This window comes from Paenibacillus amylolyticus, from assembly GCF_050990605.1.
Classification (GTDB): domain Bacteria; phylum Bacillota; class Bacilli; order Paenibacillales; family Paenibacillaceae; genus Paenibacillus; species Paenibacillus amylolyticus_H.
Genome location: NZ_CP158832.1, coordinates 3,937,829 through 3,955,216, shown reverse-complemented (window position 1 = coordinate 3,955,216; position 17,388 = coordinate 3,937,829). Strand labels below are relative to the sequence as shown.

The window sequence follows — 17,388 nt, the reverse complement described above, 5'->3', positions numbered from 1 at the left end:
CAAAAGGGTGATACACGATGCTGGAGCAAGAACAACTACTAGACCCGGATTACACCGGATTCATTCGTAAAATCAAAGAGAGCACAGGCATTGATCTTGCTCAATACAAGGAAGGCCAGATGAAAAGAAGGCTGACCACACTTCGCAACAAAAACGGGTTTCATACATTTTCTAACTTTTTTGATGCTATGCAGAAAGATAAATCATTGTTCTACGAGTTCCTTGATCGTATGACCATTAACGTGTCGGAATTCTGGCGTAATCCCAATCGTTGGGAAGTGCTGCGGGACGAGATCCTGCCCGAGCTGCTGGGGTCCAAGCGTCGTGTCAAAGTCTGGAGTGCAGCCTGTTCAACAGGAGAAGAACCATATACACTCGCCATGATTCTGGACACGATGGGCATTTTGAAGGAAAGCTCGATTACGGCAAGTGATCTGGATGAAGGTGCATTGGCCAAAGCCAAGGAAGGGCGTTATATGGAACGCTCACTTAAGGATGTGCCAAAGGAAACGGCGAGCCGTTACTTCAAGCAGGATGGCTTGGTATACCGTATTGATGAGCAACTCAAAAATTCGATCAAGTTCATGAAACAAAATTTGCTCGTGGACCGTTTTGACGATGGGTACGATCTGATTGTGTGCCGGAATGTCATGATCTATTTTACCGAGGAAGCCAAAAACCTGTTGTATCACAAATTTGCAGCAAGTTTGCGTCCAGGCGGTATTTTGTTTGTAGGCAGTACGGAGCAGATCTTCTCCCCGGGACAATATGGTCTGGAGACAGCAGAAACATTTTTCTATCGGAAAAAATAACGATAATGGTTGTTGAGCCGTCTGAAGCACATGTACATGTGTTCAGGCGGTTATTTGTATACCAAGCACAAGAAAGAGCCGACTTTCTTGTCAAAGCCGGTCAGCTATACTATAATAAGCAAAGAAATTATGGGATTTTAGCAATGTGAAGTTTAACAGTTTAAAGGGGGAACGTATTATGAGTTTACGCTATTTAACCGCAGGGGAGACGCACGGACCCCAATTAACCGCTATTATTGAAGGATTGCCAAGTAATTTGACGATTGATTTTGAAGAACTGAATTTCCAGCTTCACCGCCGCCAAAAGGGATATGGCCGTGGACGCCGGATGCAGATCGAGAAGGATCAGGCGAATTTCGTTGGTGGTATCCGTCACGGATATACAACAGGTGCTCCGGTAGCGCTGGTTGTTCAAAATAACGACTGGAAACATTGGCAGAATATTATGAATATTGAGCCGATTGAAGGCAGTGACGAAGAGAAACGTCGCGTTCATCGTCCTCGTCCCGGTCACGCTGATCTGAACGGTGGACTCAAGTATAATCTCAAAGACTTGCGTAACGTACTGGAGCGCTCCAGTGCACGCGAGACAACGGTACGTGTGGCCTGTGGTGCCATTGCTCGTCAATTCCTGGCTGAATTCGGAATCAAGGTAGCTGGACGTGTACTGCGTATTGGCGAGATCGAAGCTCCGTATCAGGACCTTCCGATTGATGAACTGATCGCTGTGACAGAAGCTTCCTCTGTACGTGTTACGGATGCTGAGACAGAGAAGAAAATGGAAGCCTACATCGACCAGATCAAACAAGAAGGCGATTCCATCGGAGGAATCGTGGAATGTATCGTTGAAGGTGTACCTATTGGTCTTGGTAGTTATGTTCAATACGATCGCAAGCTCGATGCACGAATTGCTCAAGGCGTAATGTCCATTAATGCATTCAAAGGTGTGGAGATTGGTATCGGATTCGAAGCCGGAGTCATTCGCGGATCACAGGTGCATGATGAAATCATGCACACGGATGAACGCGGCTACCACCGGGCAACGAACCGTCTGGGCGGATTCGAAGGCGGGATGACGAACGGTATGCCAGTGGTTGTACGCGGTGTGATGAAGCCAATCCCAACGTTGTATAAGCCACTGCAAAGTGTGGACATTGATACGAAAGAAGCATTTACGGCTCAGGTTGAGCGCTCGGACGCTTGTGCTGTACCAGCAGCAAGTGTGGTAATGGAGCATGTTGTAGCGTGGGAAATTGCCAAGGCATTCCTGGAGAAATTCGGCGGGGATTCCATGGAAGAGATCCGTGCTAATGTTGCTAACTATAACGCTCAACTGGAGAATTACTAATATGCGTCAGCTGACAGTACAGTTGGATGAACGCTCATATCCGATTCTGATTGGTAGCGGCCTATTGGCACAAGCCCCTCAATATTTTGAGCAATATGGCCTAACCAAAAAAAGTCCGTTACTCATCATTACAGATGAAAATGTGGCTCCCAAATACTTGTCAGGTTTGGAGCATACGCTGCGTACGGCTGGTTATACAGTCGTATCGGCGGTTGTTCCCTCCGGTGAAACATCGAAATCCCTTTCGGTGTACCAGGATATGATGACCGTTGCGATCGAAGGCAAACTGGATCGGAGTTCTGCGATTCTGGCCCTAGGTGGTGGTGTCGTAGGTGATCTGGCTGGCTTTGTTGCCGCTACATATATGCGTGGAATCAAGTTTGTTCAAGTACCTACAACGATTTTGGCGCATGACAGCAGCGTAGGTGGCAAGGTGGCTGTCAATCATCCGCTGGCCAAAAATATGATCGGTGCATTCCACCAGCCCGAGCTAGTACTCTACGATGTGGACACACTTCAATCCTTGCCGCCACGAGATGTTTCGGCAGGTTTGTCAGAGATGCTGAAACACGGGCTGATCCGTGATGCGGCTTTTGCACACTGGTGTGAGGAACATGCAGATGAGTTGCTAGCGCTCAATCCCGAAGCGTTGGGATATGGTCTGGAGCGAGGTTGTGGTATCAAGGCAGAGATAGTATCCAGAGACGAACGTGAAAATGGAGAACGTGCATTGTTGAACCTTGGACATACGATTGGTCATGCCATTGAAGCGATTGCTGGTTATGGAGAATTCCTGCACGGAGAAGCGATTTCCATTGGTATGGCTGGATCGGCATTACTTGGTGAGAAGCTTGGTGCGCCAGCAGGGCTGTATGAAGATACGGTTCGCATGTTACGTTCACTTCGCCTTCCAACAACGATGCCTGCTCATCTGGACACGGATGCATTAATGGAAGCGATGATGCATGACAAAAAATTCCGTGAAGGTCATATGGTGTTCATCATTCCTGATCGGATTGGGGCTGCAAGAATTGTGAAGGACGTACCTGTATCCGCAGTTCGGGACGTCATTGAAATGCTCAGGAAGGGAGAATAACAGCAATGGTCACACGGGGAATTCGCGGGGCTACAACAGTCACGCAGAATAACGAAGAACAGATTCTGAAAGAAACGGCTGTATTGCTGCAGGAGATCGTGGATCGCAATGAGATCCAACCGGAAGATATCTGTAGTGTGTGGATTACGTTAACGGGGGATCTGGATGCTGCTTTTCCGGCAAAAGCTATCCGCCAACTGGATGGTTGGGAACTCGTACCACTGATGTGTGCGCTGGAAGTTCCGGTTAAAGGTGCCTTGGCCCAGTGCATTCGTTTCATGGTGCATGTGAATACGAACAAAGCTCAGAATGAAATCAACCATGTGTATCTGAACGGTGCACAGGCATTACGTCCGGATTTGGCAGCACCTTCTAGCTCTTAAGTAGTGGGTTGTCAAACCGATCATAATGATGTATAGTGAGAACCAGTTGAGTAGAGTAGAGATTGAGCTGAGAGCAGCTGAGCTAGTGGAGTATATAGCAGAGTCCAGTGGGTGGTAACCGGGGTAACAGAAACCGGTCAACTGATTCACGGTACGTCGTGCTACGGAAGTTGTAACAGGAAAAGGGAAACAAACTTGTCGTAGGACATATTTTGTTTTGATATATTTTGGTACAACACAATCAATGCACTCTCCTATATTTTACGAAATATTGGAATGAGTAGTTGAAGTGTTATAACTGATTTATTTTCCCGAATTGGATGATGTGAGATGCATCAATTCAGCGACCTGTAAATAATCCGAGAGCGAAGTATAGGGACTTGTTATTTATGAAACATCACCCTGTTAAATACAGCTTATAACCAAACCTCTACCTGATGGTAGAGGTTTTTTTCGTATATTGAATTGCTTCTTCTACCCCTATAAGTTCAACTAAACTTTTACACAAAAACGAAGAGGACAGAAATAACCTGAAGAAGCGGAGCGTTCACCTTTATCACCGGATTTTCCCTTTTGAAAGGGAGTCAAAAAAATCTGGGGATAACAGAGATCGGAAGGTTGTTCTGTCATCGAAGTGCTCAGTGTAAACAATCTTTAGTTGAACTTACCTAAATCTGAAAGGACGTGATTTGATGATAACGCCAAACGTTAATCAAGTACTGAAAATGTCGAATGAGTATAATCTGATTCCGGTAGTCAAACGGATTCTGGCAGACATGGAGACTCCAATTCGAATATTCCGCCGTTATGCTGACAACGACCGGGCATTCCTGTTGGAAAGTGTAGAGGGGGGGATTCAGTGGGCGAGATACTCGTTCATCGGTACAGATCCGTTCCTGATGATTTCGGCGAAGAAAGGCCGGATCGTTGTAGAAGAAGCAGGGAAAACTCGTGAATTGCCAGGCAAACCGATCGAAGAACTGAAAGCACTGCTGCGTAAGTATCGCAGCCCAAAAGATGATGAACTGCCACCATTCACAGGTGGAGCCATTGGTTTCTTCGGATACGATCTGCTGTCCTATTATGAGAAGCTTCCAGCTCACGCGCTGGATGACCTGAATATGGATGACATTCGCTTTATGTTCTGTGACCAGATTATCGTCTTTGACCATGTGAAACAGCAGATGCTGCTCGTCGGTAATGTACACGTCAAGGACGGTGCAACGGATGACGAGATACGTCAAGCGTATGCAGTGACTTCGGAGAAGCTGGAGCAGGCCGCAGAACGTTTGCAGCAGCAAGGACCAGGGGAGAACCTGAATCCGCGTTCCATTCCGGGAGACGTGGAGCTTGGGGATATTCGGTCCAATCTCACGAAGGAGCAATTTATAGGCAATGTGGAGCAAGCCAAAGATTACATTCGCGCAGGTGATATTTTCCAAGTGGTACTATCCCAGCGCTTCCATATTGATACGGAAGTTTCTCCGCTTCACGTGTATCGTGTGCTTCGGACGTTGAATCCATCCCCTTATATGTATTATCTCAAAATGGATGATGAGATTATCGTCGGCACTTCGCCAGAAGCACTGGTCAAGGTAGACGGAAATCGTGTGGAGACACGACCGATTGCAGGCACACGCCCAAGGGGGGCAACAGAAGCAGAAGATCGTGCACTCGCTGCTGATCTGCTCCAGGATGAGAAGGAACGCGCAGAACACCTAATGCTGGTTGATTTAGGTCGTAACGATTTGGGCCGGGTATCCAGCTTCGGCAGTGTGAAGTGTGACATGTTCATGGAGATTGAACGATATTCTCACGTCATGCACATGGTATCCAACGTGACGGGCGAGCTTAGAGACGACAAGGATTTCTTCGATGCGTTCCTCTCATGCTTGCCGGCGGGTACCGTATCCGGTGCACCGAAACTGCGTGCAATGGAGATTATCGCAGAACTGGAGAAAGAGGCACGGGGTGCTTATGCCGGAGCAATCGGATATCTTGGATTCTCGGGTAACATGGACTCCTGTATTACGATTCGTACGATTATTTTCAAAAAAGGAAAAGCATATGTACAGGCCGGAGCAGGAATCGTATGGGATTCTGTGCCGGAGAATGAATATGAGGAAACCGTGAATAAAGCTAAAGCATTGCTCAAAGCGATTCGAACAGCAGAAGCCATGTTTCCTGCCAAAGAAAAGGATAGCACGTTGAGACTGGCCAATGCAGACTACTTTGTCACACCAGCGGCCGCCAAAAACTGAGAGAGGAGAGACCGGAGATGAACATAAACCCGATAATGAATGAGAACCCTGTAACCCCCATTGCTGAGATTGCTCGTGAGGATGGCATGAAGAATGGCTTGGCGAAGATTTTGGAGGGCAGCCATCTGGAGCAGGCCGAAGCACGAGATTTGATGTATTCGATCATGAGAGGTGAGGCAACGCCGGCTCAAATCGGAGGTTTGCTGATGGCGCTGAGGATGAAGGGGGAAACGGTGGACGAGATCACCGGATTTGCTGAAGCCATGCGTGGTCAGGGCGGACGAATTCTAACGGATGGCAGCGGCTTGCTGGACACGTGTGGAACAGGCGGATCGGGTATTCACAAATTCAACATTTCCACAGCATCCGCGATCATTGCTTCTGCCGTCTCGGTTCGGGTCGCCAAACATGGCAACCGTTCAGCTTCAGGTAAAGCAGGTAGTGCAGATGTATTAGAGGCACTCGGTGTAAATATCCATCTGAACGGCGAGCAGGCCAGACAATGTCTGGATGATATCGGAATCTGCTTCTGTTTTGCCCAGGTATATCACCCTTCCATGCGACATGCGGCAGGGCCAAGAAAAGAGCTGGGTGTTCGTACCATTTTCAATATGCTCGGACCTTTAACCAATCCTGCGGGAGCAGATCGCCAATTGCTTGGTCTGTATGATCGTTCCCGGACGCCGATGATTGCTGAAGTACTGAATCGTCTTGGTCTCAAAAGAGCGTTGGTTGTGGCCAGCCATGATGGTCTGGATGAAATCAGCATCTCGGCGCCAACTCAGGTATCTGAACTTCGCAATGGGGAAGTGAACACCTACGATATCGATCCACGTGATATGGGGTTGTCTCTGCATCCGCTCGAAGCGGTACTTGGAGGAGATGCGGCACAGAATGCCGAAATTATTAAGAGGATCTTCCAGGGCGAGCAGAGTGCCTACCGTGATGTCGTTCTGTTGAACGCCGGAGCGTGCATCTATGTATCCGGTCTTGCAGATAGCATTGCTGAAGGGGTAACACTTGCCGCAGAAGCGGTAGATTCGGGCAAAGCTGCCCGGAAGCTTGAACAGTTAATTCATACAACGGAGGCGTACAGTCATGTATCTTGATCGAATCGTTGCAACCAAACATAAAGAAGTTGAAGTTCTGGCACAGACATTTCGCATGGATGAAGCTATCCCAAAAATCGAACAACTACCCGCAACCCGTGGGTTCGAACGAGCACTATCGAGCGGACGCAATCGCAAACTCGGCCTTATTGCTGAAGTGAAGAAAGCTTCGCCATCCAAAGGATTAATTCGTCCGGATTTTCATCCAGTAGAGATTGCTGCCGCTTATGAGCGAGCAGGTGCAGACTGCATCTCCGTATTAACAGATGTGTCGTATTTTCAAGGGAACAACGAGTACTTGCAGGCGATTCATAAGGCCGTGAACATTCCGCTATTGCGCAAGGATTTTATTATAGATGAACGACAGATTGCCGAGGCAAGATTGCTGGGTGCGGACGCGGTATTGCTGATTGCCAGCATTCTGACACCAGAACAGATTCGTCAATATCTGGAATTTGCCAAAAGTTTGGGGCTGGACGCCTTGATTGAAGTTCACGATCGGACAGAGCTGGAGCAAGTATTGGAAATTCCGCAGGCAACCCTTGTGGGCATCAACAATCGGAATTTGAAAACATTCGAGACCAGTCTGAACACAACACTGGATTTGATGGAATTGATTCCAAGTGGCGTCACCTTGATCAGCGAAAGTGGTATTGACGGACCAGAATCAACAGTACCTCTGATCCAGGCCGGTGTTCATGGTATTCTCGTAGGTGAGCATCTCATGCGCAAGGATGATGTCGAGGCGGCTGTAACTGATCTGATGGGACCCAAATGATGAATACTTCCATACACGATGGCACAGGCGACAGTAAGTCAGAACCGAGAAACCCGCTGCCAACGGCCGTAAAAATATGTGGACTTCAGGACGTTGAAGTGCTAAAATCGATGATAAACTTGCCTGTGGATTACATTGGTGTTGTTTTTGCCACATCACGCCGCCGAATCGAGCCCGAGCAGGCTGCTGCATTAAGAACGGTGTTGTTCGAGTGGTCTACCTTTGATCGGCCGAAGCTTGCGGGTGTATTTGTGAATCCTACGATCGAAGAGTTGGAACACATTATGGACGTAGCTCAACTGGATGTTATTCAGCTGCATGGACAGGAGTCTGCGGAATTTTGCCAGCAGGTGAAGCAGCGGTGGAATGCCAAAGTGTTCAAAGTTTTTTCTTTTCCCAAAGATGAAACGGGTCCGGAAGCTGATGATGCAGCCATAAGGGCTCTTGATACTTACGATAAATTCGTGGATGCGATATTGCTTGATACCCATGATCCTCTATATGGAGGGGGCTCCGGGAAAACGTTTGCCTGGGAGCGAATCCCTGCCTATGCCAAATGGGCGAAAAGTCACGGCATTGGGATGTTCGTTGCAGGAGGTCTGCAGCCGGACAATGTACAAGAACTAATACAGACATATGCACCTTTCGGCGTTGATGTATCCAGCGGCGTTGAGACTGAAGGTGTGAAGGATATTGCCAAAATTACAGCATTCGTAGAAAGGGTGAAGCAGGCATGACACATCAATTGCCAGATCAACACGGGCGTTTCGGTCACTTCGGAGGCCGCTTTGTACCTGAGACACTAATGAACGCACTTATTGAGTTGGAGGAGGCATATAGCCACTTCTCTGAAGATGAGGAATTCAACAAGGAACTGAACTATCTGCTAAGCGAGTATTCTGGACGTGAAACGCCATTGTATCATGCAGAGCAATTGTCACGCCGATTGGGCGGACCGAAAATTTATCTGAAACGTGAAGATCTCAATCATACAGGCGCGCACAAAATTAATAACGCCATTGGACAAGGTTTGCTTGCCAAACGGATGGGCAAAAAGAAAGTTATTGCCGAAACGGGTGCAGGTCAACATGGCGTTGCAACGGCAACCGTAGCCGCTTTGCTTGGACTGGAATGCAAAGTATTTATGGGCGAAGAAGATACAGAGCGTCAGCAGTTAAACGTATTTCGGATGAAGCTGCTCGGAGCAGAAGTGATTCCGGTGACGTCCGGAACACGGACACTGAAGGATGCTGGTAATGAAGCGCTTCGCTACTGGGTCAGCAATGTGGAGGATACGTTCTATGTGCTTGGATCAGTGGTTGGACCTCATCCATATCCGATGATGGTGCGGAATTTTCAACGTGTGATTGGTGATGAGACCCGTCGTCAGATTCAGGAGATCGAAGGACGTTTGCCGGATGTAATTGTAGCAGCTGTGGGTGGAGGAAGTAATGCGATTGGTATGTTCTATCCATTCATCGGTGATCAGGATGTGAAGCTTGTTGGTGTTGAAGCCGCAGGCAAAGGGGTAGATACCGAGTATCATGCGGCCACGATGAGCAAAGGTACACACGGTGTATTCCAGGGATCTATGAGTTACCTGTTGCAGGATGAGTATGGACAGGTTCAGCCAGCACATTCCATCTCGGCCGGACTTGATTATCCGGGTGTTGGTCCGGAACATTCCTATCTCAAGGATATTGAACGGGCAAAATATGTACCGATCACGGATCAGGAAGCACTGGATGCCCTGCAACTCCTCTGTAGGACGGAAGGAATCATTCCTGCTCTGGAGTCTGCACATGCGGTTGCCCAAGTTGTCAAACTGGCGCCTGAACTCACAGCAGATGATATTGTAGTCATTTGTCTGTCGGGACGTGGAGACAAGGACGTTGAATCGATCATGAAATACACGGGAGGTGACTTGGGATGAATCTGATGGACCAGACCTTTCAGCAATTGAAGAAACAGAATCGCACGGCACTTATTCCATTCTTAACCGTGGGAGACCCGGATGTGGATACAACGATTGATATCATCAAGGAGCTTGAACAGGCCGGAGCGGATATTTTGGAACTGGGTGTTCCCTATTCCGATCCGCTTGCGGATGGCCCAGTCATTCAGCGTGCTTCCGAACGTGCGCTGAAAAGCCAGATTACCATTCGTACGGTTATGGAAACCGCAGCAAAAGCACGTAAGGCAGGTGTGAAACTGCCGTTTGTACTGTTCACCTATTATAATCCGGTATTGCAGACAGGGCTGGATGTATTCTTTGATGAATTGGTCAAACACGATATTAGTGGCATGATCATTCCTGACCTGCCAATCGAGGAAGCGGAAGAGATGCGAGAACGCGCAAATCGCGCTGGTGTGCATCTGGTGCCGCTTGTTGCACCTACATCTAATGCCCGGATTGAGCGGATTGTAACGGGAGCGAGTGGCTTTATCTATTGTGTATCATCCCTCGGGGTAACCGGAGAGAGAGCTTCTTTCTTTGATGGCGTAGAGAGCTTCATTGAGACGGTGAAAAGTCTGACAGACCTCCCTGTAGCGGTAGGTTTTGGTATCTCCAGTCATGAGCAGGTGGCACATTTCTCTCGCATCTGCGATGGCGTTGTTGTAGGTAGTGCCATTGTTCGTCAGGTGGAGGATGCGATTCCTCTGCTTGAAAATCCGGATACGCGTGCAGCGGGACTGTTGCAAATTCGCAACTTTGTGGCACAATTGAAGGGATAGAGATGTCTTGAAAGGACATCTTTTGGACACGTGAGGTGCACGCTGACTCGTGTCTAACAATATTTCAATAACAGGAGGCGGTCGGATTGAAACCGAAATCCCAGATTGTCAATCTGCCTGTGTACCAACCGGGCAAACCGATTGAAGAAGTGAAACGTGAACTGGGGCTTGAACAAGTCATCAAACTGGCCTCCAACGAAAACCCATACGGCAGTTCTCCTGCCGCCCTGGAAGCCATTACGAGAGAAATGACTAACATAAGCATATACCCAGACGGGAGCTCGGTTGAGCTGACGGGAGTTCTTGCCAAGCATCTTGGTGTTGAACGGAACAACTTAATATTTGGTTGTGGTTCTGATGAGATTATTGCTTTGATCACGAGAGCTTTCTTCTTGCCGGGTGACGAGACCATCATGGCTGATCAGACATTCTCCGTATACAAAAGCAATGCCGATATTGAAGGAGCCGTTACCATCGAAGTGCCTCTTAAAGATGGAACGCATGATCTGAGTGCGATGCTTGCGAAAATCAACGACAAAACGAAAGCGGTCTGGGTGTGTAATCCAAATAATCCGACAGGTACGATTATCTCCGAGCAAGAACTTACAGCCTTTATGGACCGTGTACCTGCTCATGTGATGGTTGTACTGGACGAAGCTTATTATGAATTCGTAACAGATGATGCATATCCGCAAAGCATACCATTGATCGAACGGTATCCGAACTTGGTTATACTGCGGACATTCTCCAAAATTTACGGTTTGGCTTCGCTCCGGATCGGGTACGGCATTGCACGTCCTGAAATTATTGATTTGATTAACCGTGTACGAGAGCCGTTTAACACTTCCCGTTTTGGACAGGTAGCAGCAACGGCTGCACTACTGGATCAGGATTTTGTTCGAGAGTGCTCAAAGCGGAATGCAACGGATCGGGAATTCCTGCAAAATGAATTTACACGGCTGGGATTGTCGTATTTCCCTTCACAGGGTAATTTCATTATGGTTGACATGAATATGCCTTCGGCCATTGCGTTCCAGTCCTTGCTCAAACAAGGCATTATCGTTCGCCCAGGATTCCACGTATACCCAACTTACATTCGTGTGTCCGTCGGAACATCAGAACAGAATCGTACATTTGTCACGGCACTGGAGAACACGCTGGCTGAGAAGGCGGTAGCACGCCCTTAATACTGGCGATGAAAGAGTGAGGACCCATGAAACTAAAAATTGCAATGATTGGTGTAGGACTCATCGGCGGTTCACTTGCGCTCTGCTTCAGAGGCAAACCAGGTGTAACCGTGATGGGCTACGCCCACTTGGCTGAACTGAAGGACAAGTACATAGCGAGCGGTGTAGTGGATGATGCTACGCTCTCTCTGGAAGAAGCGGTAGAGGATGCCGACTTTATTTTTTTGTGCGTTCCCGTAGGGTTGCTTGAATCCTATTTCGAAAAGCTCTCCAAGCTGCCATTGAAAAAAGGATGTATCATCACGGACGTAGGAAGCACTAAAGCTTCCATTGCCGCCTGTGCCGAGCATGTGCGATTGACGGACGCTTATTTCATTGGTGGTCATCCTATGGCAGGGTCGGAGCGTGCAGGCGTAGATGCGGCCTCAGCCGTGTTGTTCGAGAATGCATACTATGTCTTAACTCCATCAGAACATGTTCCTGAGGAAGCCTACAGCAGGCTGTCTGAGCTGCTTGCGTATACGCGGGCACAGATCGTGCGTGTGGAGCCCCTGCTGCACGATGACATCGTGGGGGCGATTAGTCATCTGCCCCATGTCATTGCTGTAGCGCTGGTGAATCAGGTGCGTGAATATAATGAGTCGAACCCGCTGTATAAAATGCTGGCTGCAGGTGGTTTCCGGGATATTACCCGGATTGCGTCCAGTGATGCGATTGTGTGGAGAGATATCTTGCTTAGCAACCGTGATGTGCTGTTGGGCTTGCTTAAAGACTGGAATAGCCAGATGACGGCCTTTACGGATATGCTGGAGCATAAGAACGGTGAAGGCATAGAAGAAGCATTTCGTCAGGCCCGTGAGTTCCGCAGTGTATTGCCCGAACGACGCAAAGGCATGATTTCGCCGTTATTTGATCTGTATACTGATGTACAGGATGCACCGGGTATGATCGGTAAGATCGCAACTGAGCTTGGGGCGAATGATATCAACCTGAGCAACTTGGAAATTATCGAAAACCGGGTGGATGTGCCGGGTATTATGCGCCTGTCTTTCCGTCAGGAAGAAGATATGGAACGAGCCAAGACGTTATTGGATTCCTTAGGCTATCAAGTGTGGATATAAGACGAGAAAGAGGGCGAAAGCCCTCATTTTTTGTGAGGTTATAATGGAGTTGTTATTTGATTTTCAGCCACAAAAAAAGGATGTATTATCCTGAATTACCGAAAGATATAATTAATTCAAACAAATTTACTGAAAGTGTTGACAAAATGAAAACGTATACATATAATAAAGGTACAGTATGGTTTCTCTCCACTCCTATCCAATAACTGTATTGCTCCACGTGAGCAATGGCCGCTTATGTAAGCGGTCTTTTTTTTGTCTTAAAAAGTTATTGGACAGGCATTAATATGTTAATAGTTACATATCAATTTACATCCTCTATTTACATTACCCTCCTTAATCTGTTAGGATACCTTAGATCAAAAAAATATCACATTTTTGTAACCTTTTGAGTATGTCGTTCGTCTATATAAGCAAGGCTTACCAAAAAGGCTCAAAATGAAGTCATGAACGTGAAAATGACCGCATATGAATGACAGGTCGGGTTCTGTGGATAGCAATGGATTTGCCAGGATGATGCAGACCGTTGTACAATAAATACTGTTAATGTAGAAACGTTGGGGAAATTGCCATTACATAGGGGAATTTGGCGGGAAGGCCAGTTATGGCGCTGAACGCTGTTTATATGCGGTGAGAACCGCAACTTTTTTGTGCCTGTTCGGTAATACATGGATAGAGTCGAACGGGGAGAAGCACATGGATGGGCGAGGAGGGGTCGCACTCAAATGACGGATTCCCAGTTGATTCGAGAGATCAAGGAAGGTAACCTGGAGTTATATTCCGAGCTGATGAGTCGTTATCAGCGTAAAATACTGGCTTTCGTATATCATATGTTGAAAAGTTCCAATATGGAGCTGCTTGCGGAAGATCTCTGTTCTGAGACTTTCTATAAAGCGTTCCGCAGTCTGCACTCTTTCCGTGAGGTGGATGCCTCATTCTCAACCTGGTTATATACCATTGCGAGAAATACGGTACTGAGTGAGCTTCGCAAACAGCGCAGCGGAAATGTCCCACTTGAAGAGAGCGGGATTATTCCCGTTGCTCCTTCGGAGAATGCACCGGAGTATGCTGTACTGCGCAGCGAGCGGGTGATGCTGGTTAGGGATGCGATTAACAATTTGCCAGAGAAGCAGCGTTCTGCGATTATACTCCGCGAGTATGATCAACTAGACTACCAGGAGATTGCGAATATTCTTGGGCAGAGCGTCAGTTCTGTGAAATCGCTATTATTCAGAGCAAGATCAAGCGTGAAAACTCAATTGGAACCTTATTTCTTCGAACCGGTGTACGAGCCATATGAAGGGATGAAGAACCGATGAATTGCAATGAAGCCCAGGAACTGTTTGCACTGGTCTGGGACTTGCCGGAAACTCATCCTCAGCGGATTGCATTTCATGCTCATCTCGCTGGTTGTGAAGAGTGCTCTGAGCAGTTTGAGGTCTGGGAAGAAGCTCAGATCTTGCTGCACAGCATTCCGGTTCCAGTGACAGAACAACAGGCAGAGAGAGTGAACCGTAACGTTATGGACCGGATCTACGCGGAGTCTCCATGGCTACTGCCGGAAGAGGCAAAGGTTAATCGTTTCTCTGCTGTGATCCGCAAGCATATGTCTTTGTGGATTGCCGCGTTCCTGGCTATTTTTTTATGCAGCTTTGTGTATATGGCCATGTTTAAGCCAGATGTATCAGAAGCTGAGCAAACCAAGGTTGTTGCTACGGGTATTCTGGAGACAGGGGTTGCCGGAAGCGGACCATCGTCCTCTGGAATGTATCAGTACAACATGACTGGAGCGGACAGAGGAAGTATCATAGAACCTTTTGTTGTGAGCATGGGACCTGCTTATCCGCAGTATTGGATGGCCCTGTCTTTACTTGCAATAGGCATGGCGTTATTTTCTCTTGGACGTATGCATCGAACAACGAATAAACGTAAACAAGGTGCGAGTGCATAGGTAATAACCTTTCGTTCGCCGTGTGGAGAAATGAGGGATGAAAGTGCGAATCGGGCTTATTCGTCACGGTCTTACAGACTGGAATGCGGCGGGCCGTATACAGGGGCAGACTGATATACCTCTGAATGGGGAAGGTCGTGAACAGGCAGAGCGACTGGGAAGACGTCTGTTGACGGAAGAATACCAGTGGGACTATATCATCACAAGTGGATTATCACGGGCACAGGAAACAGGGGAGATTATCTCTAAACTGTTGAATGTACCTTTGCTTGAGTCGGACGCACGGTTGAAAGAAAGGGCTTTTGGTCAGATTGAAGGTCTGACTTCAGAAGAACGGGTTGCCCGTTGGGGCAAATCATGGGAGACATTGGACTTGGGACAGGAGCAGATTGCGGATATCCAGATTCGTGCACTGGCGTTTCTGGAAGATCTATGGTCTGACTATCCGGACCAAAACGTACTCATTGTCACTCACGGAGCTTTTCTGGCCAACCTGTTAACAGCCTTGTTCAAAGATCGGTATACAGAACGAATCGGAAACCTGTCACTGACGATCCTGGAAAAGGAACGTGATGACTGGAGTCCGCTGTTATATAATTGCACACGACATCTGTCTTTGGACACAGCGAAACAACCTGAGTAATCCAACTTGGGTTGTTTTTTTGCGTTCTATGGGATTAAAGACTTTATATGATTTCAAACCTCTCATTTTTCTTCTGATTGACCAACTTCGGGCATAGTATGATTAACAAATCCATTTCATCATTCACTAAAGTTATTATGAAATGGTTTCAAACATAAAAGATTTCCAAAAAGAGGTTTAGATTAAGGGAATTCCGTCAACGATGTTTACAAAACCAAACTATTTCAGGCTTCGAATCAGCAGTCGAAGTAGTTAACGGGCGAGGCGATGGACCCATGAATCTAGCGGATATGCTTACTTTTGCCGATATTGGCCAGCTTAATCGAATAGCAGACTATTACCAATGTGAATGCAAGCCCAACTCCAAACATGAACTCATCCAGAGTATTCTCACTACATTGGGCAGCAGACCCTTTTTTGAGCAGCAGGTACGTCAACTGAATCAAGCAGATCAGCGCTTTTTGAACAACTTGTTGTTTGATCCTCGCCAGTATTATGGTATGGAAGAACTCATTGCCATAGCCCGTCAATCGATGGACAAAAAGGAGAGTGAGGCTGGCGCGAGTCCACGTGATCTCATCGTTCGCTTCAATAAGAGTGGATGGTTGTTCAATGGGACAACGCAGCAGACCAGGTATTTGTATCAGGTACCCCAGGATCTGAAATTAAGATTCAGGGATGTCTTATCCACACATCTGCGAGCAGGGATTACCAAAACAACGGAACCACCCATGTACCGGGATGAGTATCATCTCTTAGCGGATGATCTCAAGTTGTTCCTGCAGTTTGTCCAGCAGCACGAGATTGCCCTTAACGCTGAAGGCATGATGTACCGTCGCTCTCAACAGCAGATTATGGAGCATCTGCACATTAGTGAGGAATTGGTGGGCAAAGGTGGATGGAGATTCGGATATGGCCGTTCCTTCAAGGATTACCCGGATCGTTTCGCGCTTCTCTACGACTATGCATTTCACCATCGGCTGGTTCGTGAGGAGCAAGGCACGCTGAAGCTATCACCAGCTGGAGAAGACAAGCTGGGGGCTGAGAAAACAGCTGAAATGATACAGCTATTTAGGTTTTGGTTAAGATTGTATAAAGGTGCTATTCCAAATCTGTCCTCTATTGTGTATTGGACAGGCGAATGTGCCTCAGAATGGTCAACCGCCGAGTCGCTGTTTCGTCAGATCGGTCCATTCATTCAGCCGTTCTATTATGATACAGCGGAGGCCATCTATGATAACAGAATTGTTAAAATGATGTTGCATCTTGGCATGGTCCGAATTGGGGAACATGAGGAAGGTCGGACGATACAAATGACAGCTTGGGGTTCACGTCTTGCTTCATCCTGTCGCTCCATTTCAGGAGACGTTACACCTATTATGTTTGACAAGTGAAGGACAAGTTGCTAAAATCACTCCCAAATTAAGGAGTGATAATAATGATAATTCCATACAAAGGTCTACAACCTCAGTTACACTCTTCGGTATATATGGCTGAAGGAGCAAAACTGATCGGTGATTTGAGAATGGGAGAAGAGTCTTCCGTCTGGTTCAATGCAGTCCTGCGGGCTGATTTGGCTCCTATTATCATTGGAAAGCGCTGTAATATTCAAGATAACGTTGTCGGGCATGTCAATACGGATCAACCTTTGATTGTGGGAGATGATGTTTCAGTAGGACACACAGCGATCATTCATGGTTGTTGTATTGGAACAGGATCTTTAATCGGCATGGGAGCCATTCTGCTGAATGGAGCCGACATTGGCGAATATACGCTGATTGGGGCAGGTTCTCTAGTTACTGAAAATAGTAAAATTCCGCCCTATACTCTTGCTTTGGGGACACCTGCCAAAGTGATACGTGAGCTGACTGATGCTGATCTGGAGCGGATGTCCAGAACTTCACTGGGTTATGTTACCAAAGGAAAAGAATATAGGAGCTCTTAAATCCGTTTTGGAGGTGCA

At 47.4% G+C, this 17,388-nt stretch carries 17 protein-coding genes; all 17 read left to right on the top strand.

Annotated features, from left to right (window positions below; translation table 11 throughout):
• Positions 1–17 precede the first annotated feature (17 nt).
• The 17 genes from ABTV53_RS17645 (at position 18) to ABTV53_RS17565 (ending at position 17,370) form a co-directional block, all read left to right on the top strand.
• The gene (locus ABTV53_RS17645) at positions 18–812 is read left to right on the top strand and encodes a CheR family methyltransferase (RefSeq protein ID WP_433744792.1); all 795 of its coding nucleotides are present in this window, start codon (positions 18–20) and stop codon (positions 810–812) included.
• 178 nt (positions 813–990) lie between these two features.
• On the top strand, positions 991–2,160 hold the full coding sequence (gene aroC, locus ABTV53_RS17640) for a chorismate synthase (RefSeq protein WP_105599406.1): 1,170 nt from the start codon (positions 991–993) through the stop codon (positions 2,158–2,160).
• 1 nt (position 2,161) lies between these two features.
• Positions 2,162–3,256, top strand: coding sequence for a 3-dehydroquinate synthase (gene aroB, locus ABTV53_RS17635; protein ID WP_433744788.1), 1,095 nt, complete (start codon positions 2,162–2,164; stop codon positions 3,254–3,256).
• A 5-nt stretch (positions 3,257–3,261) separates the two neighbouring features.
• Entirely contained in the window at positions 3,262–3,639 is a 378-nt protein-coding gene (aroH, locus tag ABTV53_RS17630) for a chorismate mutase (RefSeq protein WP_433744785.1), read from the top strand.
• A 692-nt stretch (positions 3,640–4,331) separates the two neighbouring features.
• The gene (trpE, locus tag ABTV53_RS17625) at positions 4,332–5,900 is read left to right on the top strand and encodes an anthranilate synthase component I (protein ID WP_433744782.1); all 1,569 of its coding nucleotides are present in this window, start codon (positions 4,332–4,334) and stop codon (positions 5,898–5,900) included.
• A 68-nt stretch (positions 5,901–5,968) separates the two neighbouring features.
• A complete protein-coding gene (gene trpD, locus ABTV53_RS17620) occupies positions 5,969–7,009 on the top strand; it encodes an anthranilate phosphoribosyltransferase (RefSeq protein ID WP_433754263.1) in 1,041 nt (346 codons plus the stop codon).
• Positions 6,999–7,787 carry an indole-3-glycerol phosphate synthase TrpC gene (gene trpC / locus ABTV53_RS17615; protein WP_433744780.1) on the top strand — a complete coding sequence of 263 codons (789 nt, stop codon included), beginning with the start codon at positions 6,999–7,001 and terminating at the stop codon, positions 7,785–7,787. The genes trpD and trpC overlap by 11 nt, the downstream gene beginning before the upstream one ends.
• The gene (locus ABTV53_RS17610; RefSeq protein ID WP_433754261.1) at positions 7,787–8,524 is read left to right on the top strand and encodes a phosphoribosylanthranilate isomerase; all 738 of its coding nucleotides are present in this window, start codon (positions 7,787–7,789) and stop codon (positions 8,522–8,524) included. Before trpC ends, ABTV53_RS17610 begins: the two co-directional genes overlap by 1 nt.
• Positions 8,521–9,720: a tryptophan synthase subunit beta gene (gene trpB, locus ABTV53_RS17605; protein ID WP_339307329.1), complete on the top strand. Its 1,200-nt coding sequence runs from the start codon at positions 8,521–8,523 to the stop codon at positions 9,718–9,720. Before ABTV53_RS17610 ends, trpB begins: the two co-directional genes overlap by 4 nt.
• Positions 9,717–10,523, top strand: coding sequence for a tryptophan synthase subunit alpha (trpA, locus tag ABTV53_RS17600; RefSeq protein WP_433744776.1), 807 nt, complete (start codon positions 9,717–9,719; stop codon positions 10,521–10,523). Before trpB ends, trpA begins: the two co-directional genes overlap by 4 nt.
• A gap of 86 nt (positions 10,524–10,609) precedes the next feature.
• On the top strand, positions 10,610–11,710 hold the full coding sequence (hisC, locus tag ABTV53_RS17595; RefSeq protein WP_433744773.1) for a histidinol-phosphate transaminase: 1,101 nt from the start codon (positions 10,610–10,612) through the stop codon (positions 11,708–11,710).
• 26 nt (positions 11,711–11,736) lie between these two features.
• On the top strand, positions 11,737–12,831 hold the full coding sequence (locus tag ABTV53_RS17590) for a prephenate dehydrogenase (RefSeq protein ID WP_433744770.1): 1,095 nt from the start codon (positions 11,737–11,739) through the stop codon (positions 12,829–12,831).
• A 725-nt stretch (positions 12,832–13,556) separates the two neighbouring features.
• Positions 13,557–14,150 carry an RNA polymerase sigma factor gene (locus ABTV53_RS17585; protein WP_433744767.1) on the top strand — a complete coding sequence of 198 codons (594 nt, stop codon included), beginning with the start codon at positions 13,557–13,559 and terminating at the stop codon, positions 14,148–14,150.
• Complete coding sequence (locus tag ABTV53_RS17580; RefSeq protein ID WP_433744764.1) at positions 14,147–14,782, top strand: anti-sigma factor family protein; 636 nt, start codon at positions 14,147–14,149, stop codon at positions 14,780–14,782. The genes ABTV53_RS17585 and ABTV53_RS17580 overlap by 4 nt, the downstream gene beginning before the upstream one ends.
• A 43-nt stretch (positions 14,783–14,825) precedes the next feature.
• Positions 14,826–15,425: a histidine phosphatase family protein gene (locus tag ABTV53_RS17575; RefSeq protein WP_433754259.1), complete on the top strand. Its 600-nt coding sequence runs from the start codon at positions 14,826–14,828 to the stop codon at positions 15,423–15,425.
• Positions 15,426–15,700: 275 nt separating this feature from the next.
• On the top strand, positions 15,701–16,819 hold the full coding sequence (locus ABTV53_RS17570) for a hypothetical protein (protein WP_433744761.1): 1,119 nt from the start codon (positions 15,701–15,703) through the stop codon (positions 16,817–16,819).
• Between the two features lie 44 nt (positions 16,820–16,863).
• Positions 16,864–17,370, top strand: a complete 507-nt coding sequence (locus ABTV53_RS17565; protein ID WP_433744758.1) for a gamma carbonic anhydrase family protein — start codon at positions 16,864–16,866, stop codon at positions 17,368–17,370.
• The last annotated feature ends 18 nt before the right edge of the window (positions 17,371–17,388 follow it).

Excerpts from the sequence above, each read along its gene's own strand:
- trpC (WP_433744780.1), top strand. The coding sequence starts at position 6,999 with ATGTATCTTGATCGAATCGTTGCAACCAAACATAAAGAAGTTGAAGTT.
- aroB (WP_433744788.1), top strand. The coding sequence starts at position 2,162 with ATGCGTCAGCTGACAGTACAGTTGGATGAACGCTCATATCCGATTCTG.
- ABTV53_RS17610 (WP_433754261.1), top strand. The coding sequence starts at position 7,787 with ATGAATACTTCCATACACGATGGCACAGGCGACAGTAAGTCAGAACCG.
- trpA (WP_433744776.1), top strand. The coding sequence starts at position 9,717 with ATGAATCTGATGGACCAGACCTTTCAGCAATTGAAGAAACAGAATCGC.
- ABTV53_RS17570 (WP_433744761.1), top strand. The coding sequence starts at position 15,701 with ATGAATCTAGCGGATATGCTTACTTTTGCCGATATTGGCCAGCTTAAT.
- ABTV53_RS17565 (WP_433744758.1), top strand. The coding sequence starts at position 16,864 with ATGATAATTCCATACAAAGGTCTACAACCTCAGTTACACTCTTCGGTA.
- trpB (WP_339307329.1), top strand. The coding sequence starts at position 8,521 with ATGACACATCAATTGCCAGATCAACACGGGCGTTTCGGTCACTTCGGA.
- trpE (WP_433744782.1), top strand. The coding sequence starts at position 4,332 with ATGATAACGCCAAACGTTAATCAAGTACTGAAAATGTCGAATGAGTAT.
- aroH (WP_433744785.1), top strand. The coding sequence starts at position 3,262 with ATGGTCACACGGGGAATTCGCGGGGCTACAACAGTCACGCAGAATAAC.
- ABTV53_RS17590 (WP_433744770.1), top strand. The coding sequence starts at position 11,737 with ATGAAACTAAAAATTGCAATGATTGGTGTAGGACTCATCGGCGGTTCA.
- ABTV53_RS17645 (WP_433744792.1), top strand. The coding sequence starts at position 18 with ATGCTGGAGCAAGAACAACTACTAGACCCGGATTACACCGGATTCATT.
- aroC (WP_105599406.1), top strand. The coding sequence starts at position 991 with ATGAGTTTACGCTATTTAACCGCAGGGGAGACGCACGGACCCCAATTA.
- ABTV53_RS17585 (WP_433744767.1), top strand. The coding sequence starts at position 13,557 with ATGACGGATTCCCAGTTGATTCGAGAGATCAAGGAAGGTAACCTGGAG.
- ABTV53_RS17580 (WP_433744764.1), top strand. The coding sequence starts at position 14,147 with ATGAATTGCAATGAAGCCCAGGAACTGTTTGCACTGGTCTGGGACTTG.